Raw genomic sequence first — 25351 nt, forward strand, 5'->3', positions numbered from 1 at the left:
GCCGCCGCGGCATCCGCCCCGCCGGCGCCGCCCTCTTCGCCGCCCGACGCGAGCCCGGGCCGCCCCACGATGGCCCTCGATGCCCCGCAGGATATCTCGCATCTGCACTGCGGCATTGCCCAGCCGCCCTACCCGGAACTGTCGCGCAAACGCGGCGAATCGGGCTCCGTGACGGTGAAGTTCATCGTGGGCTTGACGGGCCAGCCTGAGTCCGTGGAACTGAAAAGCAGCAGCGGACACAGCCGTCTCGACGAAGCGGCGCTGGCCGCCGTGCGCGATAGCAGCTGCCGGCCCTATCTTGAGAACGGCACGCCGCGCCGTGTGCCGACGTCCGTTCCTTTCGTATTCGCGCTGAACGACTAGCGCGGATATTCAACGAGGAATCTATTATGCAAAACTACGGTATTGCGCACTTCCTGACAGCCGGCGATTTCGTGACGCGCGGCATCGCGCTCGCACTGCTGGTCATGTCGGTGCTCTCATGGAGCGTGATGATCGTCAAAGGCTGGAACGTGATCCGGCTCAAGCGGCTGGCCCGCAGCGTCGAACAGGCCACCCGACATCTGGATGCCTTTACTGACAGCGCGAAGCCGGCGGAAAACCGTGCGGCAATGCTGCGTGGCAACCCGTTTCTCGCGCTCGCACTGGCGGGCAAGGAAGCGGCCGAGCATCATCGCCGGATGCAGCCGCTTCAGCGCGAGCGCGTGGACGTGTCGGACTGGATCACGCGCTGCCTGAAAGACACGATGGACGAAAGCATCGCCCATCTGCAGAGCGGACTCTCGATCCTCGCGTCGGTCGGCAGTACCGCGCCGTTCGTCGGGCTGCTCGGTACGGTATGGGGTATCTATCACGCGCTGCTGGCGATCGGCATGGCGGGCGAGTCGTCGATCGACCGGGTCGCGGGCCCGGTCGGCGAGGCGCTGATCATGACGGCGTTCGGCCTCTTTGTCGCGATTCCCGCCGTGCTGGGTTACAACGCGCTGACACGCGCCAACAAGGCGCTCGCCGGAAAGCTGAAGCGGTTCGCGCATGGGCTTCACGCGTACTGCGTGAGCGACCCGAGCCTGCCGGCCTCGGAACAGGGCGCCGGCCTGCGGCTCGCCACCGTCAACGACTGATCCCCGCCAGGTACGGAAATGGCACTCGCCGCTTTTACCGACGACGAAGACGACGGCCTGATGGCCGACATCAACATGACGCCGCTCGTCGACGTGATGCTGGTGCTGCTGATCGTCTTCATGGTGACGATCCCCACGCTACGCCACGCGGTGAACATCGAACTGCCGCACGCCAGCAGCCGCCAGGAAGACACGAAGGCGGCGCAGATCGAGGTATCGATCGAGGCCGACGGCACCGTGTTATGGAACGGCCAGCCGGTCGGACCCGCTGCGCTGCGCGAGAAGATCGCCGCTGCCGCACGCGGGAATCCGCTGCCGGAACTGCATCTCGGTGCGGATCGCAAGGCCGCCTACGAATCCGTGGCACAGGTGATGTCCGCCGCTTATGCGGGTGGCCTGACCAGAATCGGCTTCGTTACCGAGCCGAAACGCTAGACCGCTACGCGGTGCAACGTCTTTCGAGGTTTGCGCTCGCGCCTGAACTGGCGCTCGGGCTTCCAGCGGTTTCTTCGCTTACCTTATGATTCGCGGCCTGGTGGATGCGAGTTCGGCATTGCATTTCTCGACGGCCGGCATGCGTTGAACACGACACGCTTCGACGTATCGCGCGATAACGTGGCAACACCGGAGACAGTCTCAAGACTGCCAGTGCTCCTGGTTTAGCGCCTCGCGCATTCGTGATCGAACGACCGAAGCCGACTGCGGATTCAACCGGTCGCCGCGCTTCGCGAAAACCCCACCTGGACAGGTATGTCGCCACTCTACTATGCTCACAAGATCGATGTGTGCGAACCCGGTTCTACGCCGCCGAATTTCTTTCGAATCTTTTGCTTGCCTGCGATGCGTGAAGACACGTCCGTTTCGCGTAGGGAATGTACGAAGAAGGAATACGCGCTCTTGCGCCTGCGCATCGCGACCGTTCGCCTCATGCGCGCGGATTCCGCAGTAGAAAGAGCGATCGCAACCGACTGGGTCAATGCCTGGGCGAGCGCGATCGGCAATCGCCACTTCCATGAATTCGTCAAGAGACACGCCGGATACCGGCTGAGACGCTGAGCCACGCGCCAGCCATGCCGGCGCGCGTAAAACACCATGAATCTGGCAACGGACCGATATAAACCGTATATACTGTTTATATCGTTTTCAACCAGGAGCCCAATATGGCCACAGTCACTGCACGCAAATCTACAAAGAAGACGTTTCATTTCCCTAAGTCGACCGATGCGGCAAAGGAACAACCCGAAGCGGCCGCACCCGCGAAAACCGTCCGCGCCAGCAAGACCAAGGCCGAGAAATCCAAGGCAGGCAACGCTGCCGCACCGACTCGTTCCGCAGCCGCAGCGCCTGCTCAGGACGCAGGCGGAAAGAGCAAAGTCAGGCATGCGAAGAAAGACAAGGTCGTTCGCGACAGCTTCACGATGCCCAAGGCCGACTATGAGCGAATCGCCCTGCTCAAGCGGAAATGCCTCGATGCCGGCGTCGCGGTCAAGAAGAGTGAACTGCTGCGCGCGGGATTGCAATTGCTCGAATCGGCTTCATCGAAACGGCTGCTTGCCGCAATTTCGGCACTCGATGCCGTCAAGACGGGACGGCCGGCACAGAGCGAGTAACAACGCATCCATTGCGGTTAACGTGGGTGTCGATTGAAGCAGTTGATGCGGCGCGCGGTGCTCTGTACAAGATAAAACCCGCGCGTTCGCACCGAACCTGCTCGGCTGTTACGTGACTTATGCATCCGCTCAGTCGCATCCGCAGTACTGCGGAAAAGATGGCGAGGAACTCACTCCCGCCGAGATACGGCCATGTACGTCATGCGTATTTGCCGCTGCTGGAAGCGCCCTGCTCCCGGCACATCGACGGCCCCGGCTAGCGATACGCCGGGGCGCGTTGGCAACCGTATACGGTTTTAAGAGCTAGTTTCGCGATTGTGCCTGTGAGCAAGGTACTGCGCGCGATCTTGATCTTGCAGAGCCGGCAACCGTGCACACGGTTGCATATAAGAGTGAAGCGCTCTATCACGGCACTGACTTGCCGGCACAGTTCCGCCCGATGATGAAGGCGTGAGCGAAGCCTATCTGCACACTGACTGACGGCACCACAAAACGCCGGCTTTGCTGGATTGAATCAGCATTATCCCCTCTGTTCACACGCACCACGGCGTGCACTTCAGCGGAAGCACTTGCTAACGTTTCGTTGTCCGTTGGAAGTAGAAATCATCCTTCGCTCATTCCCTACCCCTGTGGTCGGTTGCCAGATTGGTAGCCCAAACAATTGCAGAGGAATTCGGAATGTCGGATCAACAGGATTCGGACGGCGTGCGCATCGCGCTCAGTGCGCCACAGTTGGCCGCGATACTGGCTCGCCAGTCGATCAGTCAGTCGGAGATGTCGTTCAACCGGATCTGGGGCGGTCTTCAGATCGTCGGTGGCGTGCTGGAAATGGTCGGAGCCGGGACGCTCTGCGTGCTGCCTGTTGATTTGCACGGAATCCTGACCCACCCTCGGCAGTAATTTGCATCGAATCTTGACCCACGTAGAACACTGACCTGCTCGGCAACGGGCGGGGGAACGGAGTGATCGACGTGGCTATATTGAGCATCATCCGACGCTGGCACTTTCGCGATCATGTCTCGTTGCGCGAGATTGCCAAACGACTGGGCGTGTCGAGAAACACGGTCAGGCGTTACATACGGGCTGGCAAAGTCCCAATCGTATCAGGTTCGAGGCGGCCCTGAACAGGCTGAGCCGCGCCACAGCCACAGCCACAGCCACAGCAACGGTCGCGGTCATATAGTGTGTCTACTCACCGCTTATCTCCTGGCGTCGACTATCGCCGCACCTATCTACGGCCGTTTGTCTGACCATTATGGTCGACGCAAGCTTCTCGAGATTGCCCTATCAATCTTCATCGCAACTTCCATCGTCTGCGGCTGTGCCAACAGTATCACTCAGCTGGTCGTGTTCCGCGCCCTGCAGGGCCTCGGTGGCGGTGGGCTGATGTCTCTGGCACAAGCTGCGATTGCAGACGCCGTGTCGCCGAGAGAGCGAGGAAGGTATCAGGGATATCTCGCGGGCGTATGGGCAGTCGCGTCGATCGCCGGCCCGCTAGTGGGTGGTTATCTTGCAGACCACGCCTCCTGGCGATGGCTCTTCTGGGTTAACCTGCCTCTGGGCGCGGCCGCGCTTTTTCTCTGTCGCCGTGGCTTGCCGGCGAGAACGGGTGTTCGAGAAACCAAAGTGCGGTTTGATGGATTCGGCAGCGCATTCATGACCGTGACGGTCAGCTCACTACTCCTTCTCCTGACACTTGGCGGCAACAGTTTCCCCTGGATTTCCTCACAGACAGGCGTACTCGCGGCTTGTACTCTGGTGTTTGGCTGGTTGCTCAAACATCAGCAGGTGCGCTATGAGAACGGTCTATTTCCTCCACGACTTTTCGCTGACCGCGCACTGGTCGTTGCCAATCTGGGCGGAATGCTCTCGGCCGCGGCAATGTTCGCATCGCTCTTCGTTCTGCCGATTTTCTATCAAAGCGTATTCCATGCCGATGCAACGTCATCGGGTCTGTTGATGGTCCCGTTTCTGGCGTCGAATGTGCTCGGCAACTACATTACCGGCCACGTAGCGCGGTCCTATGGAAAGATGAAGCCCGTTCTGCTAGGCGGAGTGATCTTCGCCGCGTGCGGCTTTTTCCTGCTGGCATGTTTCACCGGGCACATTGCATTCAACGTAAGCGTAGTCTTCACGGTGTGCACGGGTGCAGGCATGGGGTGCGCGAACGTTAGCACCCTGATGATCGTGCAAAACTCAGCACAACAGCGGGACATCGGAGCAGCCACCGGGATGTACCTTCTCTTGAGATCGATCGGCAGCATGCTTGGGGGCGCAGCGGTCGGCGCTTTCCTCGAGTTCCAGATTCGCCGAAGTGCATTGGTCCTATCCGGCGGACAATCCGGTCACGAAGCACATGGCGTATTTGCGATCAGCGCGTTACCCACAGGAACTTTCAACGCGACATTCGCAGGAATGGCCGCATTGATGCTCATAGCACTCTTTGTATGCGCTCGATCGCCCGACACGGGGCTCCGCTCGGCTCCTCACTAGCCGCCAAACAGCGGCCCAAGATCACCCTGCACGCAGAGCAGGAAACCGGGAGTCGATAGCAGTATCTGCTGCTCGATGAGATGCAATGGGAAAATAGCCATGGCGGGCCCACCCGCGAAGGCTCATTGAGCCATTGCGCCGCGCTCGTTGTTGTCGATTGACGGTGGGCAGCGCATACTTGCCGGCGTCGCCAGGCAGGCGGCAGTGACGCACGACTGCCAGCCTCACGGCACACGATATTTGTTCGAGGAGAGATGATGCAGGTTTACGGAAGACGAAATTCGATCAATGTGCAGAAGGTATTGTGGTGCCTCGGCGAACTCGGGCGAATCGAAGGCCGCGATTACGAGCGGATCGACGCCGGGCTCGAATTCGGCGTCAACGATACGGCGGCCTATCGCGAGCTCAATCCGAACGGCCTCGTGCCGGCGCTGGTCGACAATGGACGGTCGATCTGGGAATCGAACACGATCATGCGCTATCTCGCGACGGCCTATGGCAATGGCGACCTGTTGCCGCAAGACGCCGACGAGCGCTCGGAAGTCGAGCGCTGGATGGACTGGCAGCTCGGTGCGTTATGGGCGACGTTGCGCATTACGTTTCTCGGCTTGACTCGCGTGCCCGAGGAAAAGCGCGATTACGCCGCGATACGCAACGCATTCGCCGAGTCCGCGCGGCTGCTCCGGATTGTCGACGCGCGGCTCGACACGCATTCGCATCTCGCGCTCGATCGCTTCACGCTCGCCGACATCGGCGTCGCGCTCGCCGCGCATCGTTGGTACTCGCTGGCCGAGCGCTTCGCCTCCACGCTCGATGCGCAGCCGGAGATGCCGTCGGTGGCACGCTGGCTCGACGCGCAGCGCGCGCGTCCGGCGTTTCCGGACCAGAAGTGACAATCGATCAACCAGATCGCTAAACCCACCCACGTATCCGGGTTTAGCGCGTCCTTCGGACAGCGGCCGTACGCAAGCGCGGCAATGAAATTGTCGACACTCGCCGCGCGGCAACAGAAGCGGTAAAACCCATTGCGTTCATCAACGGTAACCCGTCGAAAAGTGTTGCTGCGCGGCTTCAACCGCCGTGGCGCGGCTTCAGAGCCGCAGCCGGAACATCGCCCAACGCAGTCTCATCCGACTCGCCCCCTTCGATGCGCTCGAGCCTGCCGACAACAAACAGATACGAAAAAGCACCGAGCAGCGAAAGTGCCGCGACATAGGTCAGCGCAACCTCGAACGAGCCGGTGCGCTTGATCATCCAGCCGATGGCCAGCGGCGTGACGATGCTCGCGAGATTGCCGCACAGATTGAAGATGCCGCCGCTGATGCCCATCGCGTGTTTCGGCGAGACGTCACCGACGATACACCACCCCAGGTTGCCGACACCCTTTGCGAAGAAAGCGAGCGACATCACGAGAATCACGATCACGGAAGAATGCACGTAATTCGCCGCGACGATCGTACTCGACAGCACGAGGCCGCCGATGATCGGCGTCTTGCGGGCCGCCGTGAGACTGAAGCCGCGCTTGAGCATCCAGTCGGACCACAGGCCGCCGACGAGTCCACCGACGCATCCGGCCACGGCGGGTATCGCCGCCGCAATGCCCACCTTCAGTATCGACATGCCCTTGGCCTCGACGAGGTAGGTCGGGAACCAGGTGAGGAAGAACCACGTAATCGACGTCAGGCAGAACTGTCCGATATAGATGCCGATCATCATGCGGTTGGCGGCAATTGCGCGGACCTCGCGCCAGCGGAACGGCCGCGGGCTGTCGCCCATCGTCGGGAGTCCGCCGCCGGCGGCGATGTAGTCGAGTTCGGCCGCATTCACGCGGTGATCGGACTGCGGCTCGCGCACCGATTTCAGCCACCAGAGCCCGATCAGCACACCGATCGCGCCTGTCGTGAAGAACACGTAGTGCCAGCCCCAGCGGCTGACCGTATAGGTCATGACCGGAGTGAAAACGGCCAGCGCGAAATATTGCGCCAACTGGAAGATCGACGTCGCGAGGCCGCGTTCGGTACTCGGAAACCACATGACCGTCAGACGACTGTTGCACGGGAACGCCGGCGATTCGGCAGCGCCCATCAGGAAGCGCAACGCGAAGAGCGCGGCGAACGCCGACGCGAACAGGTGCGCGTATCCCTGCAGAAACGTGAGCACCGACCACGCAATGAGGCTCAGGCCCAGCACGATCCGCGCGCCGAACCGGTCCAGGATCAGCCCGCCGGGAATCTGCATGCCGGTGTAGGTCCAGCCGAATGCCGAAAACGCAATGCCCATGGTGAGCGCGTCGAAGCCGAGTTCATGCCGCATGCTCGGCGCCGCGATCGACAACGTCGCCCGGTCCACGTAATTGAACACGGTGACGATAAAGATCATCGTCAGGATGAACCATCGTACGTTTGTCCGTCTGGTTGTATTCGCTACCACTGCCCTGTCTCCTCGATTCCTTGCTGATCCTGTTCGATTGCCGGCGGCTCGTGCCGGACGGCACGCCGCGTCCACGTATCCATGCGGACTCGATCATACAATGATTGCGCAATCATTCAAACGAAACTGATTACGCGATCGCCATGGTTTACACCGATCTGCCTTGATGGTCGTCAACCGGGGGATTCAATTTGCAGCGGCGGCAGATCATCCCGCAGCGTTGCAGCCAGGTATGGGAGCCGCTGGATAGCCTGGCAGCGACGACGAAAACACACCGGCAAGATTGCCGGGCGCGCCGATCAACGCCAGGCGTTGCCGATCCCTATTGCAATTGGGCGCTTTGCCGCGTTGCCGTCTCTTTCTGTCCCAATGCAAGCGCGGCAATGAGGCTAATCGCGGCATTGACCGCCAGCCAGACGCCGACCATGGCATTGCTGTGGAAGGTATGCGTCAACCACGTGAGAATGGCGGGCGTGAAGCCGCCCAGAACCGCGGCCGCCACCGCCTGTGCGAATGCATAGCCGGACGTGCGCGCGCTCGGCGGCACCAGTTCGACCATCGCGGCCACCTGCACGGAACTGTACGCCGCGTAGATGAACGAGAACCACAGCTCGACGACCGCGAACTTGAACACGGTGGGTTGCGCAGCGAGCCACGACATCATCGGATAGGCGCTCAGCCCTGCCAGAAGGGTCACGACGATCAGGACCGTGCGGCGATTGAAACGATCCGCCACCACGGCCATGATAGGCAGACAGATCAGCACCGACAGTCCGCCGAAAAAGAGAATGATGAATCCCGCGGACTCTCCGAGGTTCAGACTCTTGATGAACGTCGGCGCATACGTGGTAATGGTTTGCGAAGTGACGGTGGCGAGCGCCACCATGCCCATGCACAGGGCAATGGTTCGCCAACCCGAAACGAGGCTCGTGCAGATATCCCCTACTGTCGGCGTCTTCTTTTTCGCGGCGAACACCGATGTTTCGGCAAGACTGGAGCGCAACCAGAACATTACGGGAATGACCGCACAGCCCAGCAGAAGCGGAATCCGCCATCCCCATGCGTGCAACTCGTGCGGCGCGAGCAGATAAAGCAGGACGAGGCCGACGAGCGAAGCCGCCATCACGGAGAGTTGCTGGCTGCCCGCCTGCCAGCAGGTGAAGAACGCGCGCCGCTTCGGCGGAGCGATTTCCGCCAGATAGACCACGACGCCGCCGAGTTCGGCTCCCGCGGAAAAGCCCTGCAGCAAACGCCCAAGCAGCACGATAACCGGCGCGGCCAGCCCGATGCTCCGGTATGAAGGCGTGCACGCGACGGAAATGATGCCGAGCGACATCAGCGACAGGGCGAGGATCAGGCCGTTGCGCCGCCCATGACGATCGGTGTAGGCGCCGAGCACGATGGCCCCGATCGGCCGCGCGAGAAACCCGAACGCGAAGGTCATCAGCGACATCATCAGGGAAACGTACTCGCTGTCGCTCGGAAAATACGTTTGGGCGATGTATCTGGCGTAGTAGCCATAGATCATGAAATCGTAGATTTCGAGCGCATTGCCGGCCACCACCTGGATGATCGGCCTCATGGCCGCGCCCGGCTTCCCGGTCGCGTCGGCGGCGGCCGTAAGCCCATGGGATGCAACCGTCACGTCCTTCATCTCCCGCTCCTGTGAAAGTGAGATGTATCCGTCGATTGCGCCGCACCTGTCTCCGGCAAGGCGCGAGAGTCACGCCCTTTCGCCTGAATCTCGCTGTCTTGCACAGGGTCGCCAGTTACCGCCCGGCACCAGAAGGCAAAAAAGATTGCGCAATCATTTCAGTCAATGGTTGCGCAATCTTTCATCCGGTGCAACTCGGGTTAACGTGCAAACGTCCCGCCCAGAGGAGCCATCTGTCAGCCTGTCAGCCCCCTGCCCGTCTCCGCCGTCAGGCGCTGTCCCGGTCGACGATTGAAAAGCCAGTATCGATCTTCACGGTATCGAGGCCCGCCTGCGACTTGCCGGCGAAGCGCGTGAGGAGCGCCGTCGCGGCATTCCTGCCGATCGTCGCCCCGTCGACCCGGACCGTCGACAAGGCCGGAAAAACGTGCGCGGCGGTGCTCAGATCGCCGAACCCCATCACCGCGAGATCCTTGGGTACGCGCAGGCCTCGGCTCGCGGCTTCCGCCAGCACGCCTTGCGCAAGCGTGTCGGAACTGCAGACCACGATCTCGGGAAACCCGGCAACCATCATCCGGCCCACGCCCTCTCTGCCTGCCTGCAGTGTTGCCGGTGCCTGCAGCACCTCGAACGGCACGTCGGTCAGGCCATGGCGGCCGAGTTCCCGGATAAGGCTTTGGCAACGGCGCAGGCCACGCGGATCGTTGACCGAGAGGACCCCAAACCGCTTGTATCCCTTGTCGAGAAGATGCCGCGCCACCTTGATGCCCACTTTTTCGTGTGAAAAGCCGATCACGATATCGATCGGCTTGTCGGTCAGATCCCATATCTCGACCACCGGTATCCGCGCATTCTTGAGCCGCTCGACGGTCGCGTCGGTGTGACTCGTGCCGGCCAGCACGATCCCGTCGGGCCGGCGTCCGAGAATCGCTTCGACAAGCGCCTCTTCCTGGGCGCTGGAGTACCCGGTCAGCCCGATCAGCGACTGATAGCCCGAGGCGGTCAGGCCGTCCATCAACGCCTGTACGGTGTCGGCAAAAATCGAGTTGGCGATCGTCGGCAGCAGAATCGCAACCAGACGACTCCGGCTGCTCGCCAGGCCGCCCGCCAGCATGTTCGGCACGTAGCCCGTCGCTCTCACGGCCTCGAGCACTTTTCTCGCCGTATCGCTGCGGACGAGCTCGGGACGATGCAGCGCCCGCGACACGGTCATGGGCGCGACCCCTGCTACGCGAGCGACATCGATTAACGTCACGCTCCCCGCCTGCTCGGCGACGGCGGCGGGTTGGCTGCGCGCGGATTTCTTTGCCATTCAGGCTCCTGTTGTCATGCCCGCAATTCTAGCGATGATCTGCCGGAATCCCGAATCCCAATCCGGCTTCGACACCTCGGGCTTCCCCCTATTTCAGGCACCCCTCCTCCGTTGAATCGGCTCGCTCAGTGTAAACCACGACGATTTCGCCACCTGCCACACTTGAATGATTGCGCAATCATTGTATGATCGAGGCATGCGCTTGAGCCATACATTCGCGGCTCGCCTTTTCAATCGCACAGGAACCTCGCTCATGAACATCAACGACCATCTGACATCCGGCACGGCAACGGGCGACCGCATTGCCTGGGTTCGTATTGCGTCCACCTTTCTGCCGCTCGCCACCCCGATCAGCGATGCCAAGGTGCTCACCGGCCGTCAGAAGCCGATGACTGAAATCGCCATCCTCTTTGTCGAAATCGAAACGGCCGACGGTCATCGCGGTCTGGGCTTCAGCTATTCGAAGCGTGCCGGGGGCCCGGGCCAGTTCGCGCACGCGAAGGAAATCGCGCCGACGCTGATCGGCGAAGACCCGAGCGACATTGCCAAGCTATGGAACAAGCTCGCCTGGGCCGGGGCCTCGGTCGGCAGAAGCGGCATGGCGGTGCAGGCGATCGGCGCATTCGACGTCGCGCTGTGGGACCTGAAGGCCAAACGCGCCAACCTGTCGCTCGCGAAGCTGCTCGGCTCGCAGCGCGACTCCGTGCGCTGCTACAACACCTCGGGCGGCTTCCTTCACACGCCGCTCGACCAGTTGCTGACCAATACCGACGCGTCACGCGAAAAGGGCATCGGCGGCATCAAGCTGAAGGTCGGGCAACCCGATTGCGCGCTCGACATTCACCGCGTCGAAACGGTGCGCAAGCATCTGGGCGACACGTTCCCGCTGATGGTCGACGCGAACCAGCAATGGGACCGCCCCACCGCGCAGCGCATGTGCCGTACGTTCGAGCCATTCAATCTGGTCTGGATCGAAGAGCCGCTCGATTGCTACGACGCGGAAGGCCATGCCGCACTGGCCGCGCAGTTCGATACGCCGATCGCCACGGGCGAGATGCTCACGAGCGTGGCGGAGCACTGGGAATTCATCAAACTGCGCGGGGCCGACTATCTGATGCCCGACGCACCGCGTGTCGGCGGCATCACGCCGTTCCTCAAGATTGCCGGGCTGGCCGAGCACGCGGGCTTGATGCTGGGGCCGCACTTCGCGATGGAGTTGCACGTGCATCTCGCGGCCTGCTATCCGACCGAGCCCTGGGTCGAGCATTTCGAATGGCTCGAACCGCTGTTCAACGAAAAGCTCGAAACGCGCGCCGGCCGGATGATCGTGCCGACGCGGCCCGGGCTCGGCCTGACGCTCAGCGACCGCGTCGCCGGCTGGACGGCCCAGGAAGTGGAATTCGGCCAGCGCGCCTGAGGTGTGCCGCGGGCGGCGTCCGGACTTCGCGGACGCCGCCTTCCCTACATTCTGCAAGAGCCACTCGGCCTCGCGGAAGCATTCGCCGGAAAACGGCTCACAACGAGCGTCGCAACACGTCTGAGGTTGAACAAGCAGGAGCGACGCACGCGATGCCAGCAAGACCGCGAAAGCGGCAACCCCGTACCCATCGATAAACGCCGCTCTCTCTCCTGGCGATAATTGGCATCGACACCGCTACTCGCCCCGTCCATCCATCGATATTCCCACAGCCGTTCCTCTCGTCGGCTAAACGCGCCTTTTGCGTGCTCTGAAAATGCTGAAACCCGCTTTTTAAGATGTCCGATTGAGCGCACAGTGCTCTCGAATCGAACGTCGCGAACGCCTTGCCGGAGTCTCGATCAATCAGCGTACGCGGTGTTGACCAGCAATCAGAAGAGTCCGGCGCGAGCCGGTAAAGGAGACAAGGATGTTCAGATGGATGCGGGACTTGACGCCGCGGGAGAGCAGCGCTCTTCGTGCCTGCTTTGCAGGTTGGACCCTCGATGCACTCGACGTGCAGATTTTCAGCTTCGTCGTGCCGACACTGATTGCCGTGTGGGGGATCAGCAAACAGCAGGTAGGCTTTCTCGGCACCGTCGCGCTGGTGACGTCGGCGATCGGCGGCTGGCTCGCGGGCGTCATGGCCGATCGCTTCGGCCGCGTGCGGGTGCTGCAGATCACGATAGGCTGGTACGCCGTTTTCACGTTCCTATGCGGTTTCGCCCAGAACTTCGAACAGTTCTTCATCTTCCGCGCGCTTCAGGGCATCGGCTTCGGCGGCGAATGGGCCGCCGGTTCCGTGCTGATCGCCGAGGTGATTCGCGATAAATATCGCGGCCGCGCAGGCGGATTCGTGCAAAGCGGCTGGGCAGTCGGCTGGGGTATCGCCGCCGTCATTTACACCGCCCTGTTTTCGCTGGTGCCGGAAGGTCAGGCGTGGCACTGGCTGTTCTGGATCGGTATCGCGCCCGCCGCGCTGGTGTTCTTCCTGCGCCGCCACGTCGACGAACCGGAAGTCTACGCACGCAATAAAGCACTCGAAGGACAGCGAAACGAATCGCTGCTGGCGGTATTTCGACCGGAGTTCTTCTGGACCACGATCAAGCTGTCGATCTTTACGACGGGCTGCCAGGGTGCCACCTACATCTATCAGGTGTGGCTGCCGACCTATCTGCGCACTGAACGAGGCCTTTCGGTCATCGGGACGGGTGGCTTTACCGTCGCCCTCATCGCCGGCGCGTTTGCGGGTTTCATGATCGGCGCTCACCTCGGCGATGCCATCGGCCGGCGCAAGACGTTTTTTATCAGCACGATCGGCGCGGCCGTGACGCTGGTCGTCTATCTCGTGCTGCCCATCAGCAACGCTGTCATGCTGCCGAGCGGCTTCTTCCTCGGCATGTTCACGTACATGGTGTTCGCGCCGCTCGGCCCCTATCTCAGCGAAATCTATCCGACCGCCATGCGCGGGTCCGGCCAGGGCTTCTGCTATAACGTGGGACGCGGCATCGGTGCGCTGTTTCCGTTGCTGATCGGCATGCTGGCATCGCAGATGCCGCTCGGAAAATCGATTGCCCTCTTCGGATTCATCGCCTACGGCTGCATGTTCCTCGCGCTTTGCGTGCTGCCGGAGACCAAGGGGCTCGGCCTGCGCGACAGCGTGCCGCCCGGCGAGCACGATCTCTCCGCCGAGTCGCGCAAGCATGTAGCGCCGCGTGCCTGAAACGATCTTCTGCCGACGGCACATGACCTGCATGACCGTCGAGCCGACGCATCCCTCTATCGATACACCAGCCACACCATCCGGGTCCGCCGCTGCCAGCAAAACAGCGGCAAGACTCACGAGACGCTCATGACCCTCGCCTGTTTGCCCGCGTTGCCTTCTGTTAGACCACCTCGGAACCCGGCACCCCGCTTTTCGTGCGATTGCCATTTTCACGTGTTCGGCGATCCGCTCGCGTATCCGCTTAGGTATCCGTTCACGACGCCGCGCGACTACACGCCTCCGGCGGCCTCCCTGCACGCATGGCGAGACATGGCCGCGGTACTCGGGCTGGAACGCATGGTCATCGTGCAGCCCAGCGTGTATGGCACGGACAACCGGTGCACGCTGGATGCCTTGCAGGTAGTGGGCGTCGAACGGGGCCGCGCGGTTGTCGTATTAGGCGACGATGTTTCCGATGAGGCGCTCGAGCGCCTGCATCGGGCCGGCGTGCGCGGGGTTCGCTTCAACCTGGTCAATGCCGGCGGCTTGACGCCCGACCGGATAAACACAATCGCACACCGGGTCGCCGCGTTCGGCTGGCATCTGCAGTTTTACGTCGACGGTCCCCAGCTCCCGGCGCTTGCGCCGCTGATCGCCGGGCTGCCGACACCGGCCGTCATCGATCACATGGGGCAGATTCGCGCCAGCTCGCCGACCTATCGACAGGAAACCGAAGCATTGCTGCGCCTGCTGTCGAACGGCAAGACTTGGGTCAAGCTGTGCGGCTACCGTGCCTCGACGACAACCTACCCCTACGACGACGTCCTTGCGCTGGCACGCGCGCTCGTGGCCGCCGCGCCCGAGCGTTGCGTCTGGGGAACCGACTGGCCGCATCCGGGCCTGGTCGACGGCATGCCCGAGGACGCCGCGCTGCTCGATCTGCTCGACACGTGGACCCCGACGCGCGCGGTGCGCGATCGGATTCTGGTGGACAACCCGGCCGTGCTTTACGGCTTCGCGGATTGACGCGCGCCCCGGCGCCCTGCGCTCATTTCTGTTTCCGTGCCTTTGGCGACTCGCTGCAGGCAATCTGAACGAACGCTTCCACGAGCGGCGAGCGCACCGACGTGCGCAGCCATACCATTCCCACGCGACGTACGGGAGACGGTTCCGGCAACTTCCAACGCCGCAGTTGCGGGTCGGCCGGGCCGATAATGGGCCAGTCCGGCAGCACGGAAACGCCAAAGCCCTCTGCCACCAGCCGGGCAATGTGCTCGATACCGTCGAGTTCGAACTGCACCTTGGGACGCACGCCGTGTTTGCGTAGATATTCATCGGCCATTTTTCCGGCCACGACTCTGCGGTCATAACGGATGAACGGCTCGTGAGCCGCGGTCGCCAGCGCATCCTTCACCTGCAAACGCGCCTGGGTCAGGAGTATCAGCGGCTCTTCGCGCAACAGCCGCCATGCGCAAGTCTTCGGCAACTCGAATGCGGGATGCACGACGATCGCCGCGTCGAGCTCCCCCGACATAACCCGGTCCAGCAGCACGGCCGAGGTGCCGGGCTCGATATAGATCGGGATCTGTGGATGCGCCTGCATCCAGCGCCGCAGAAACGGCGGCAACAATCCCATCAGCGCCGAAGGTGTCGCGCCGAGGCGCAGCGGCCCCGCCGGCAGGCCCGTATCGGAGGCGGCGGAGCGCAGGTCGCGCACGTCCCGCAGCAGATCGCGCGAGCGCTCGAGAATGCGGGCGCCGACCACCGTGGGTTTGACCGTCCGCCCCGCGCGCGTCAGCAACTTCGCACCAATATCGTCTTCCAGCGCGCGGATCTGCTGGGCCACCGTGGTCGTGGCGACGTCGAGACGGCGCGCCGCTTCGGCGATAGAACCGGATTCGACGACCGCGACGAAACTCTGAAGAAAGCGGGTATCCATAAAAACGTATTTTACAGCTTCTGAAGAGGCTGGAATCCACTTTTTCAGATGTCCGATTGAGCGCACAGTATCTCCATTGCCCGATCAATCCGTATCTGAAGGAGACATGCCGTGCCCATCATCCAATCCATCGAAGTCTGCGCAGCCCGTGTCCCGCTCGACAAGGTGACGTCGTTTTCCAATCGCACGGTGACCGACCGGCACTACGGCCTCGTCAAGGTCCGCACCGTGGACGGCATCGAAGGGGTCGGCTTCTGCTACGTGGGCAGCGCCGCCGGCGAAATCTTCCGGGTGGCCGTGGAGCAGTTGCTCGCGCCCGTCGTGATCGGCCGCGACTCGCTGGCCGTCGAGGGTCTGTGGAAAGACATGTATCAGGAGTCCCTGCTTCAGGGACGCATGGGCACCGTGATGCGCGCGCTGAGCGCCATCGACATCGCGCTGTGGGACATCAACGCGAAAAGCGCCGGCCTGCCGCTGCACAAATACCTCGGCGCCGTGGAAACGGAAACCGTGGCGGCCTATGCGAGCGGCGGCTACTACGTCGAGGGCAAGACGGCGGAAATGGTCGGCGAGGAAATGGCCGGCTACGTGGCGCGAGGCTTCAAGGCCGTCAAGATGAAAACGGGCCGCTGGTCGCCGAGCGGCGAGGAGTCCCGCGTGAAGGCCGCGCGCGAGGCGATCGGCCCCGATGTGGAACTGATGCTCGACTGCAACAACGGCTGGATCGATACGGTGCAGGCCATGCAGTATTTGAGCCGCATCGAGCAGTACCAGCCCTACTTCATCGAAGAGCCGTTCAGCCCCGACGACATCGAGAGCCACGCGCGCCTCGCGAAGCTCACGCGCATCCCGGTCGCCACCGCCGAGATCGGCTACGGCCGCTGGTATCACAAGCAGCTACTCGATATGGGCGGCGCGGCGATCCTGCAAACCGATGCAGCGGTCTGCGGGGGGATCACCGAGTGGAAGCGGATTGCCGCGATGTCGGCCGGTTATGGCGTGCAGGTGTGCCCGCACTGGTTCCACGACGTGCATGCCCCGCTCGTCGCCGCCACGCCCAACGCGCGCTACGTCGAGTTCTTCTGGGACGACCAGGTACTGAATTTCCGCCGGCTTATCGATCGGCAGCTCGAACATAAGGAAGGCCGCGTGGTGCTGCACCAGACCCCGGGGCTCGGCTTCGGCTTCGATGAAAAGGAAGTGGCGAAGTACGGCCGGTGGAGCACCGTGTCCTGAAGCCGTGTGCCCGAAATCGTGACGCCGCGAGGCAACGCGATTCCGGGCACGTGCCGGCGACACGCCTGGCGCAACTGCCGATGTCGTGACGGCGCGAAGCCGCGCTTGAAGTCCTGAAGACATCCGCACCGCCGAGGAAGTATTCTTTAGCCTCTTCGAACCCGGCCACTTCTATCGATGGATTCCCGCTACCTGCAAAGCTTCGTGTTCGTCGTGGAACTCGGCTCGATTGCAGAGGCCGCGCGCCGGCTCGATCTGACACCGGCCGCGGTCGCCCAGCGGGTGAAGATGCTCGAAACCGAACTGGGCGCGACGCTCGTGCGCCGCTCGGGCCGCACCGTCGGCGCGACGGAAGCCGGCGAGCGCATTCTGGCGCGGGCGCGCTCGGTGCTGCACGACATCCGCGATCTGCGCTCGGACATCGAGGACGCCGACGAACCCGGCGGCCAACTGCGTCTGGGCGGCATGGCGACGATGATGGCGAGTCTCATCCCCGATGCGCTCGCGCTGCTGCTGAACCGTTATGCGCGCCTGGACTTCTATCTGGAGCCGGGCACCTCGCTCGATCTCTATCGCAAGGTCACGAGCGGCGATCTCGATGCCGCAGTGATCGCGCAACCGCTTTTCAATCTGCCGAAAAGCTGCGACTGGCACACGTTCAGAAGCGAGCCGCTGATCCTGCTCACGCCCGCTTCGATGCACGTCGCCGATGTGCACACGACCCTGCAAACCGAACCGTTCCTGCGCTACGACCGCAATGTGGTCGGCGGACAACTCGCCGACACCTATCTGCGCCAGCACGGCATCAGGCCGTCGCAGCGGTGCGAACTCGACGGGCTAGGCGCGATCGCCACGCTCGTCGACCGGGGGCTCGGCGTATCGCTCGTGCCGGACTGGTCATCGTGCGAACTCGCCGGGCTGTCGCTGAAGAAATGGGCGTTGCCCCATGCCTCGCCGAGACGTCTCGTGGGGCTGCTATGGGGGCGCTCGTCGGCGCGGCTGCGCCTCGTTCAGGCGTTTCTCGCCGCGGCGGAATCGGTGAGCAACATTTGATCGCGAGCCGGTCATCGCCGGCAACACGTTGCGGGCAAATCATTATGGGCCGATCATGGTCAGCAACGTCGGGACCTCAGAATCTTTATCGTTTGAAGCAAGCGTCAGTTCGACCTCGCCCTGCCCGGCACTGGCGATAATCACCGGTATCCCCTCATCCTTTCACGAGACGGTAGCGCAATCATGACCGACACATTCAAGAAGCAGCCCGACGACGCGCCCGCGCAACCCGGCGGCCTGCGCAAATCGCTCACGAGCTACGGCGACAACGGCTTTTCGCTGTTTCTGCGCAAGGCGTTCATCAAGGGCGCGGGCTATACCGACAGCGCGCTCGACCGGCCCGTGATCGGCATCGTCAATACGGGCAGCGCCTACAACCCGTGTCACGGCAACGCGCCGCAACTGATCGAGGCCGTCAGGCGCGGCGTGATGCTCGCGGGCGGACTGCCGATGGACTTCCCGACCATCTCCATCGCCGAGTCGTTCTCGCAGCCGACCAGCATGTACTTGCGCAATCTGATGTCGATGGACACCGAGGAGATGATCCGCGCGCAACCGATGGACGCCGTCGTGCTGATCGGCGGCTGCGACAAGACCGTGCCCGCGCAGCTGATGGGCGCGGCATCGGCGCGCATTCCGGCAATTCAGCTCGTCACCGGCGCGATGCTGACGGGTGCGCATCGCGGCGAGCGCGTCGGCGCCTGCACCGACTGCCGCCGCTACTGGGGCCGCTTTCGCGCGGAAGAGATCGACGAGGCGGAAATCGCGGCGGTCAACAATCAGCTCGTCGCGAGCGTCGGCACCTGCTCCGTGATGGGCACCGCGAGCACGATGGCCTGCGTGGCGGAAGCACTCGGCATGACGGTGCCGGGCGGCGCAGCGCCGCCCGCGGTGACGTCGGACCGGATGCGCATCGCGGAGATGACGGGCACGCAGGCCGTACAGATGGCACGCGATGGCCTTTCGATCGAGAAGATTCTCACCGCCGACGCATTCGAGAACGCGCTGCGCGTGCTGCTCGCAATCGGCGGTTCGACCAACGGCATCGTCCATCTGACGGCAATCGCCGGACGCATGGGCTACGACGTCGATCTGAAAGCGCTCGACCGGATGGGCCGCGAGACGCCGGTTCTGGTCGACCTGAAACCGTCCGGCTCGCATTACATGGAAGACTTCCACAAGGCCGGCGGCATGGCGACGCTGTTGCGCGAACTCAGGCCGCTGCTGAACCTGAACGCGCTGACGGTCACGGGCCGCACGCTCGGCGAGGAAATCGACGCCGCGGGGCCGGCCTTCGAGCAGGACGTCGTGCGTCCGTTCGACCGGCCGATCTATCCGCAAGGCGGCATCGCGGTGCTGGAAGGCAATCTCGCGCCGGGCGGCGCGATCATCAAGCAGTCGGCCGCCGATGCCGGCCTCATGGAACACGAAGGCCGCGCGGTCGTGTTCGAGAATGGCGCCGACCTCGCCGCGCGCATCGATTCCGACGATCTCGACGTATGCGCCGACGACATTCTCGTGCTCAAGAACATCGGCCCGAAGGGCGCGCCGGGCATGCCGGAAGCAGGCTATATTCCGATTCCTCGCAAGCTCGCGACCGCGGGCGTGAAGGACATGGTGCGGATTTCCGACGGCCGCATGAGCGGCACGGCGTTCGGCACCATCGTGCTGCACGTGACGCCCGAGTCCGCCGTGGGCGGCCCGCTGGCTCATGTCCGCACCGGCGATCGCATCCGCCTCAGCGTGTCGCGGCGCGAGATCAGCCTGCTTATCAGCGACGAGGAACTGGCGGCGCGCGCCGCGAATCATCCCGTATCGATACCGACCGCGGAGCGCGGCTACCGCAAGCTCTTCTTCGACACGGTGACGCAGGCCGACAAGGGCGTCGATTTCGATTTTCTGCGCGCGACCGAAACGCGTGGCGTGACGCCGCGAAGCTAGGGCACACGGGTCGTTCCCATTCGCAGGCCGCCTTGCGCGGCCTTTTTTTCGTTGATGCTTCGGCATGCCATGCATTCCGGATCAAGCACCCCGCCCTATTCCGGCCGCGGTCCGAAGCGTCCGCGAAACATCAAAATTTCTTTTGTTTGAAACAAGCGCACCCGTGTACTTCGAGCGTCGACCCACGGCGATACTGGTCCGATCTCATCGCCACTCACGGAGACGCTTTTCATGACCTCGTCCAGCCACTTTCAACACGTGCTTTCACCGGTCGTCACACCGTTCGACGAAAGCGGCGCGCCAAGCGCGGAACGCTTCATACGCCATTGCCGCGCACTGCTGAGCCATGACGTGGACCTCGCGGTGTTCGGCACCAACTCCGAAGCCAACTCGCTATCGGTCGGAGAAAAACGCGGCCTGCTCGACGCGCTGCTCGCAGCAGGCTTGCCCGCCACGCGCATGATGCCGGGGACCGGCGCCTGCGCGCTGCCCGATACGATCGAACTCACGCGGCATGCCGTGGCGAGCGGCTGCGCGGGCGTGCTGATGCTGCCGCCGTTCTACTACAAGAACGTCAGCGACGAAGGACTGTTCCGTGCGTACTCGCGTGTTATCGATGCCGTCGGCGATACGCGTCTGAAGGTCTACCTCTATCACATCCCACCGGTTGCGCAGGTCGGCCTCAGTCTTTCGCTCGTCGAGCGGCTGCTGAAAGCGTATCCTGGGACGATCGCCGGCATCAAGGACAGTTCGGGCGACTGGAGCAACACGTCGGCGCTGATCGCCGAATTCGCGGCCGCCGGCTTCGAAGTATTCGCGGGCAGCGAGACGTTCCTGCTGCGCACGCTCGAAGCAGGCGGCGCCGGCTGCATTACCGCGACCGGCAACGTGAATGCGGCCGCCATCGCGCAACTGGCTCGCGACTGGCGCGCGGTCGACGCCCCCGCGCAACAGCGCCGCCTCGACGAAACCCGCGCCGTGTTCCAGCGCTTCCCGATGATTGCCGCGATGAAGGCGGCCATCGCGTGGCAATCGGGCGACGCAGGCTGGGCGGCGCTGCGCGCGCCGCTGGTCGAACTCGATACCACGCAGCGCGCACGACTCGAAAGCGCCTTGACGGCCCTCGGCTTTCGCCTGCCGCACGCGGAGCAACTTGCGTTGCACGCCGGCGCACTGCACTGAGCCGGCCGAACGCACTACGTGCACCGACACTGCAAACAGGCGGGCGCGCGAGCACACAAAACCGACAGCACGCCCCGCATCATCAGGAGACAACCTTGGACTACAGCACCTCATTGCCCGCTTCGATAGGCACGGACGACGCCGATTCGATCTTCCGTCGTGTCGCGCTGCGCTTCATGCCCTTGCTGTTCGTCGGCTACGTGGTCGCGTATCTGGATCGCGTCAACGTCGGCTTTGCGAAGCTGCAAATGCTCAACGCGCTGCATCTGAGCGAAGCGATCTACGGCCTCGGCGCGGGCCTCTTCTTCGTCGGCTACTTTTTCTTCGAGGTGCCAAGCAATCTGCTGCTGCATCGCATCGGCGCGCGGCGCTGGATCGCGCGCATCATGATTACGTGGGCCATCCTCTCGATGGCGACCGCATGGGTCACGACGCCGCTGGAGTTCTACGCGGTGCGCTTTCTGCTCGGCATCGCGGAAGCGGGCTTTTTCCCGGGCATGGTGCTGTATCTGACTTACTGGTTCCCCTCGCACCGGCGCGGCCGGATGGTCGCGTTACTGATGGCGGGCAATCCCGTCTCGGGACTCGTCGGCGGCCCCGCGTCGGGCTGGATCATGCATTCGTTGCAGGGCGTGGGGGGCCTCGCGGGCTGGCAATGGCTCTTCATCATCGAAGCGCTGCCGTCGCTGCTGCTCGGCTTCGTGGTTCTACGCCATCTCGACGACCGCATCGCCGACGCCACCTGGCTCTCCGCGCCCGAGAAGCAGGTCATTCTCGACGAGATCGCCGCCGACGCCACGACGCACACGCACGGCTCGGTGCGCGCCGTGTTCAAATCCGCACGCGTCTATCTGATGTGCCTGATTCTGTTCGGCATCGTGATGGGCTCGTATGCGATCGGTTTCTGGCAACCGAGCATTCTGCGCTCGACCGGCATCGAGGACACGTTCGTCATCGGCCTGCTCACGATGATTCCGTATTCCGTCGCGCTCGTCGCGATGATCGCGGCCGGCAGGCACGCCGACCATACGCGCGAGCGCCGCTGGCACGTCGCGATGCCCGCGCTGGTTGCCGGAGCCGGCTTCGTGCTGTGCGCGCTGTCCGGTGCGTCGCCGGTCATCTCCGTGCTGGGGCTCACGCTCGCGACCGCGGGCGTCATTACCGCCTTGCCGATGTTCTGGGCGCTGCCGACCGCGTTTCTCGGCGGCACCGGCGCAGCCGCCGGTATCGCGCTCATCAACTGTACCGGCAATCTCGCAGGCTTTATCAGCCCGGCCGTGATCGGCTGGCTGAAGACGCTCACGCATTCGCTTTCTTCGGGACTGTTCGTCGTGGCGGCTTCGCTCGCGCTCTCGGCGCTGCTGATTCTCGTCTTCGTCCCGGCACGACTCGTCAACAAGTAACCCATGATAAAAAACCCGATGCACGACCCGAACCACACCCTGCCGCCCGTACTGCAAATCGGCGAATTTCCTTCGGTAGCCTATGCGTTGCTGAAAGAACGCCTCGACCTGTTCACGCTCGCCGATATCGCCGCCGACGATGCGTTGCGGCAACGGATCGGCGCGATCGTCACGCGCTCGAACTACGACATCGACACGGCACTCCTCGCACGCCTGCCATCGCTTCGGATCATCGCGACAAACGGCGTGGGCTTCGACCGGATTCCGCTCGCGTTCGCGCGCGAGCGCGGCATTGCGGTCACCAACACGCCCGACCTGCTCAACGCCGCGGTTGCCGAGCTGACGATCGGCCTCATGCTCGCCTTGCTGAGGAAACTGCCGCACGCCGATCGCTTCGTGCGCTCGGGTGCCTGGCGACAAGGCGCCTTTCCGCTGGGATCGAGCCTCGCCGGCAAGCGGGTAGGCATCGTGGGCATGGGCCGCATCGGCCGGGAAATCGCGCGGCGGCTCGCCAGCTTCGATGTCGAACTGGCCTACTTCGGCCGCACGCAACAGGCTCTGCCGTTTCAATGGTTCGCGCAGCCGGCGGAACTCGCTCGCTGGTCGGACCTGCTGATCGTGAGCTGCCCGGGCGGCGATGCCACGCGTCATCTGATCGACGCGGCCGTGCTCGCTGCGCTCGGTCCGGCGGGCATGCTCGTGAATATCGCGCGCGGGTCGGTCGTCGACGAGCGGGCGCTCGTGCTCGCGCTTGAAAACGGCACCCTCGCGGGCGCGGCGCTCGATGTCTTCGAGCACGAGCCCGCGCCTGAATCGGCCCTACTCCGATTCGAGAACGTGGTATTGAGTCCGCATATGGGAAGTGCGACACACGAAACGCGCATGGCGATGGCGCAACTCACGATCGACAATCTGGCGTCGTTCTTCTCGACAGGCAAGGCGCTGACGCCGGTCTGACGGCACGCCGTGCGTCATTCGCCGCGCTGATTCGCGCTCGCGGCGCGCGTGATCCAAACCGTCGGCCTATGTTGCGCCTTCCTTCGCCATGCTGCCGGTTTCACCCACTCCGCCGCAACCACGCCATCGCTTCCGTCAGCTCATGATGCCGATCTGCCAGGGCACGAACTCGTGGTCGCCAAGCCCGAGTTCTTCGCTGCGGGTACGCTGGCCTGACGCGGTCGCGAGCAGCGCCTCGAAGATCTCGCGCGCAGTGCTTTCGATCGTCGCGGTGCCGTCCAGAATGCCGCCGCAATTGAGGTCCATGTCTTCCGTCAAGCGGCGATACATCGGCGTGTTGGTCGCGAGCTTGAGCGACGGCACGGGCTTCGCGCCGAACATCGAGCCGCGCCCGGTCGTGAACGCGATCAGGTTCGCGCCGCCAGCGATCTGCCCGGTCGCGGACACCGGATCGAAGCCGGGCGTATCCATAAACACGAGACCGCGCGCCGTCACACGCTCCGCGTAACGATAAACGTCCATCAGCGGCCCCGTGCCGCCCTTCATCGACGAACCGATCGACTTCTCGAAGATATTCGCGAGTCCGCCGACCTGATTGCCGGGGCTGACCTTGCCGTTGATCTGCACGTCGCGCCCGACCGAATATTCGTCCTTCCACCAGCGAACGCGCTCGATCAGTTTCTCTCCGACCTCGCGGCTCACGGCACGCCGCGTCAGCGTGTGTTCGACGCCGTAGATTTCCGGCGTTTCGGAAAGAATCGCGGTGCCGCCGTGACGGACCAGCAGATCGACGGCGGCGCCGAGTGCCGGGTTCGCGGTGATCGACGAGAAACCGTCGGAGCCGCCGCATTGCAAGCCGATCCGCAGATGGCTCGCCGGCACGGTCTCTCGCACCACGTCGTTGGCAGCCGGCAGGAGCGCTTCGACGGCGGCGATGCCGGCCTCGATCGTGCGCCGCGTGCCGCCGCTTTCCTGCATCACGAAGGTATGCAGCCGTGAGCCAGGCTGCAGCCCTTCCTGTTCGAGCAGGCCGCCCAACTGGTTACGCTCGCAGCCGAGCCCGACGATTACCGCTGCCGCGAGATTCGCGTGGCGCGCGTAGCCCGCCATGGTCCGGCGCAGCAGCGCCATCGGTTCGCCGCTCATCTCCATCCCGCAGCCGATGCCATGCGTGAATGCGACCACGCCGTCGACGTTCGGCCAGGCGGCAAGCCGCTCGGGCGTGAAATGCGCGGCGATGCGATGCGCGACCGTCGCCGAGCAGTTGACGGTCGCGAGAATGCCGACGTAGTTGCGCGTGCCGACCTCGCCGTTCTCGCGCACGATGCCCTCGAAGGTCGCTCGCCCGGACTCGGGCAGCAGTTCGACAGGCCGGTAATCGGCGCCGAATGCGTAGTCGCGGTCGAATTCGCGGAACGTCAGGTTGTGGCTGTGCACCATCGTGCCTGCCGCAATGTCGCCCGCGGCGAAGCCGATTACCACGTTGTACTTACGGATCGGCTCGCCTTCGCGAATCGCGCGCGCGGCGATCTTGTGGCCGGCCGGCACCTGACTGCGACAGGCAATGCCGTCGATCGGCAGCGGCGTGCCGATTGCGATGTCGACTCGCGCGATGACGACGTTGTCGTCCGGATGGAGCCGGATCACGGGACCGGCGACGGTCTTGTTCGAAGTGGAGATCATGGTCGGGGCAATCGGGAAGGAAGCGACGCGCGGGCGACGAGAGGATTGATGTTCGTCGCCCATGTTCGTCGCAATGGGCGATTAAAGAAAGTACGCTTTGCCTTCTTCAAAGCATAAAATTTTTATCGATGAGTTGCCGTTACCTGTGGCGCTTTGTCCATGGGGTTGGACTGGGT

Annotated in this window: 21 protein-coding genes and 2 pseudogenes; 18 read left to right on the plus strand and 5 right to left on the minus strand. The window is 63.4% G+C overall.

Going from position 1 to position 25351, the window contains the following annotated elements:
* The 9 genes and pseudogenes from F3J20_RS19620 to F3J20_RS19660 all read left to right on the plus strand — a co-directional run.
* The coding region (locus F3J20_RS19620) for an energy transducer TonB (protein ID WP_167284252.1) at positions 1–363 on the plus strand (363 nt) is incomplete at its 5' end.
* Between the two features lie 26 nt (positions 364–389).
* Positions 390–1121 (plus strand): MotA/TolQ/ExbB proton channel family protein, encoded by a 732-nt coding sequence (locus tag F3J20_RS19625; protein ID WP_167284253.1) that lies wholly within the window; start codon positions 390–392, stop codon positions 1119–1121.
* Between the two features lie 18 nt (positions 1122–1139).
* Positions 1140–1556, plus strand: a complete 417-nt coding sequence (locus F3J20_RS19630; RefSeq protein WP_167284254.1) for a biopolymer transporter ExbD — start codon at positions 1140–1142, stop codon at positions 1554–1556.
* Between the two features lie 315 nt (positions 1557–1871).
* Entirely contained in the window at positions 1872–2177 is a 306-nt protein-coding gene (locus F3J20_RS19635; protein ID WP_167045060.1) for a hypothetical protein, read from the plus strand.
* A 104-nt stretch (positions 2178–2281) separates the two neighbouring features.
* On the plus strand, positions 2282–2731 hold the full coding sequence (locus F3J20_RS19640; protein ID WP_167284255.1) for a hypothetical protein: 450 nt from the start codon (positions 2282–2284) through the stop codon (positions 2729–2731).
* A gap of 678 nt (positions 2732–3409) precedes the next feature.
* A pseudogene (locus F3J20_RS19645) lies at positions 3410–3592 on the plus strand (hypothetical protein); the annotation flags it as partial.
* 110 nt (positions 3593–3702) lie between these two features.
* A pseudogene (locus F3J20_RS19650) lies at positions 3703–3822 on the plus strand (HTH domain-containing protein); the annotation flags it as partial.
* Between the two features lie 91 nt (positions 3823–3913).
* Complete coding sequence (locus F3J20_RS19655) at positions 3914–5224, plus strand: MFS transporter (RefSeq protein ID WP_167284257.1); 1311 nt, start codon at positions 3914–3916, stop codon at positions 5222–5224.
* A 257-nt stretch (positions 5225–5481) separates the two neighbouring features.
* Entirely contained in the window at positions 5482–6117 is a 636-nt protein-coding gene (locus tag F3J20_RS19660; RefSeq protein WP_167284307.1) for a glutathione S-transferase family protein, read from the plus strand.
* Between the two features lie 178 nt (positions 6118–6295).
* On the opposite strand, the gene F3J20_RS19665 is transcribed toward F3J20_RS19660, so the two are convergent.
* The 3 genes from F3J20_RS19665 to F3J20_RS19675 form a co-directional block, all read right to left on the minus strand.
* Complete coding sequence (locus tag F3J20_RS19665; RefSeq protein ID WP_167284308.1) at positions 6296–7603, minus strand: MFS transporter; 1308 nt, start codon at positions 7601–7603, stop codon at positions 6296–6298.
* 373 nt (positions 7604–7976) lie between these two features.
* On the minus strand, positions 7977–9308 hold the full coding sequence (gene tcuC, locus F3J20_RS19670; RefSeq protein WP_240162843.1) for a tricarballylate/proton symporter TcuC: 1332 nt from the start codon (positions 9306–9308) through the stop codon (positions 7977–7979).
* Between the two features lie 268 nt (positions 9309–9576).
* Entirely contained in the window at positions 9577–10620 is a 1044-nt protein-coding gene (locus tag F3J20_RS19675) for a LacI family DNA-binding transcriptional regulator (RefSeq protein WP_167284258.1), read from the minus strand.
* A gap of 253 nt (positions 10621–10873) precedes the next feature.
* Here F3J20_RS19675 and F3J20_RS19680 point away from each other — a divergent pair, with 253 nt between their 5' ends.
* From F3J20_RS19680 to F3J20_RS19690, 3 genes are all read left to right on the plus strand, one after another.
* Positions 10874–12037: a mandelate racemase/muconate lactonizing enzyme family protein gene (locus tag F3J20_RS19680; RefSeq protein ID WP_167284259.1), complete on the plus strand. Its 1164-nt coding sequence runs from the start codon at positions 10874–10876 to the stop codon at positions 12035–12037.
* A 469-nt stretch (positions 12038–12506) separates the two neighbouring features.
* Positions 12507–13799, plus strand: a complete 1293-nt coding sequence (locus F3J20_RS19685; RefSeq protein WP_167284260.1) for an MFS transporter — start codon at positions 12507–12509, stop codon at positions 13797–13799.
* A 129-nt stretch (positions 13800–13928) separates the two neighbouring features.
* The gene (locus tag F3J20_RS19690) at positions 13929–14807 is read left to right on the plus strand and encodes an amidohydrolase family protein (protein ID WP_167284261.1); all 879 of its coding nucleotides are present in this window, start codon (positions 13929–13931) and stop codon (positions 14805–14807) included.
* 22 nt (positions 14808–14829) lie between these two features.
* Here the strand turns inward: F3J20_RS19690 and F3J20_RS19695 are convergent, their stop codons facing one another.
* A complete protein-coding gene (locus tag F3J20_RS19695; protein WP_167284310.1) occupies positions 14830–15720 on the minus strand; it encodes a LysR family transcriptional regulator in 891 nt (296 codons plus the stop codon).
* Between the two features lie 111 nt (positions 15721–15831).
* On the opposite strand from F3J20_RS19695, the gene F3J20_RS19700 reads away from it, so the two are divergent.
* The 6 genes from F3J20_RS19700 (at position 15832) to F3J20_RS19725 (ending at position 23492) form a co-directional block, all read left to right on the plus strand.
* Positions 15832–16956, plus strand: coding sequence for a mandelate racemase/muconate lactonizing enzyme family protein (locus F3J20_RS19700; protein WP_167040015.1), 1125 nt, complete (start codon positions 15832–15834; stop codon positions 16954–16956).
* 177 nt (positions 16957–17133) lie between these two features.
* Complete coding sequence (locus F3J20_RS19705; RefSeq protein ID WP_167284262.1) at positions 17134–18009, plus strand: LysR substrate-binding domain-containing protein; 876 nt, start codon at positions 17134–17136, stop codon at positions 18007–18009.
* A 183-nt stretch (positions 18010–18192) separates the two neighbouring features.
* Positions 18193–19950 (plus strand): IlvD/Edd family dehydratase, encoded by a 1758-nt coding sequence (locus F3J20_RS19710; RefSeq protein ID WP_167284263.1) that lies wholly within the window; start codon positions 18193–18195, stop codon positions 19948–19950.
* Between the two features lie 231 nt (positions 19951–20181).
* A complete protein-coding gene (locus tag F3J20_RS19715; RefSeq protein WP_167284264.1) occupies positions 20182–21132 on the plus strand; it encodes a dihydrodipicolinate synthase family protein in 951 nt (316 codons plus the stop codon).
* Positions 21133–21227: 95 nt separating this feature from the next.
* Positions 21228–22535, plus strand: coding sequence for an MFS transporter (locus F3J20_RS19720; protein WP_167284265.1), 1308 nt, complete (start codon positions 21228–21230; stop codon positions 22533–22535).
* 3 nt (positions 22536–22538) lie between these two features.
* A complete protein-coding gene (locus tag F3J20_RS19725; RefSeq protein ID WP_240162844.1) occupies positions 22539–23492 on the plus strand; it encodes a 2-hydroxyacid dehydrogenase in 954 nt (317 codons plus the stop codon).
* Between the two features lie 135 nt (positions 23493–23627).
* Here F3J20_RS19725 and F3J20_RS19730 read toward each other — a convergent pair whose 3' ends face one another.
* Positions 23628–25175, minus strand: a complete 1548-nt coding sequence (locus tag F3J20_RS19730; RefSeq protein ID WP_167284266.1) for an altronate dehydratase family protein — start codon at positions 25173–25175, stop codon at positions 23628–23630.
* Positions 25176–25351 lie beyond the last annotated feature (176 nt).

The sequence above is a fragment of the Paraburkholderia sp. Cy-641 genome (assembly GCF_011752945.1).
Taxonomy (GTDB): Bacteria; Pseudomonadota; Gammaproteobacteria; order Burkholderiales; family Burkholderiaceae; genus Paraburkholderia.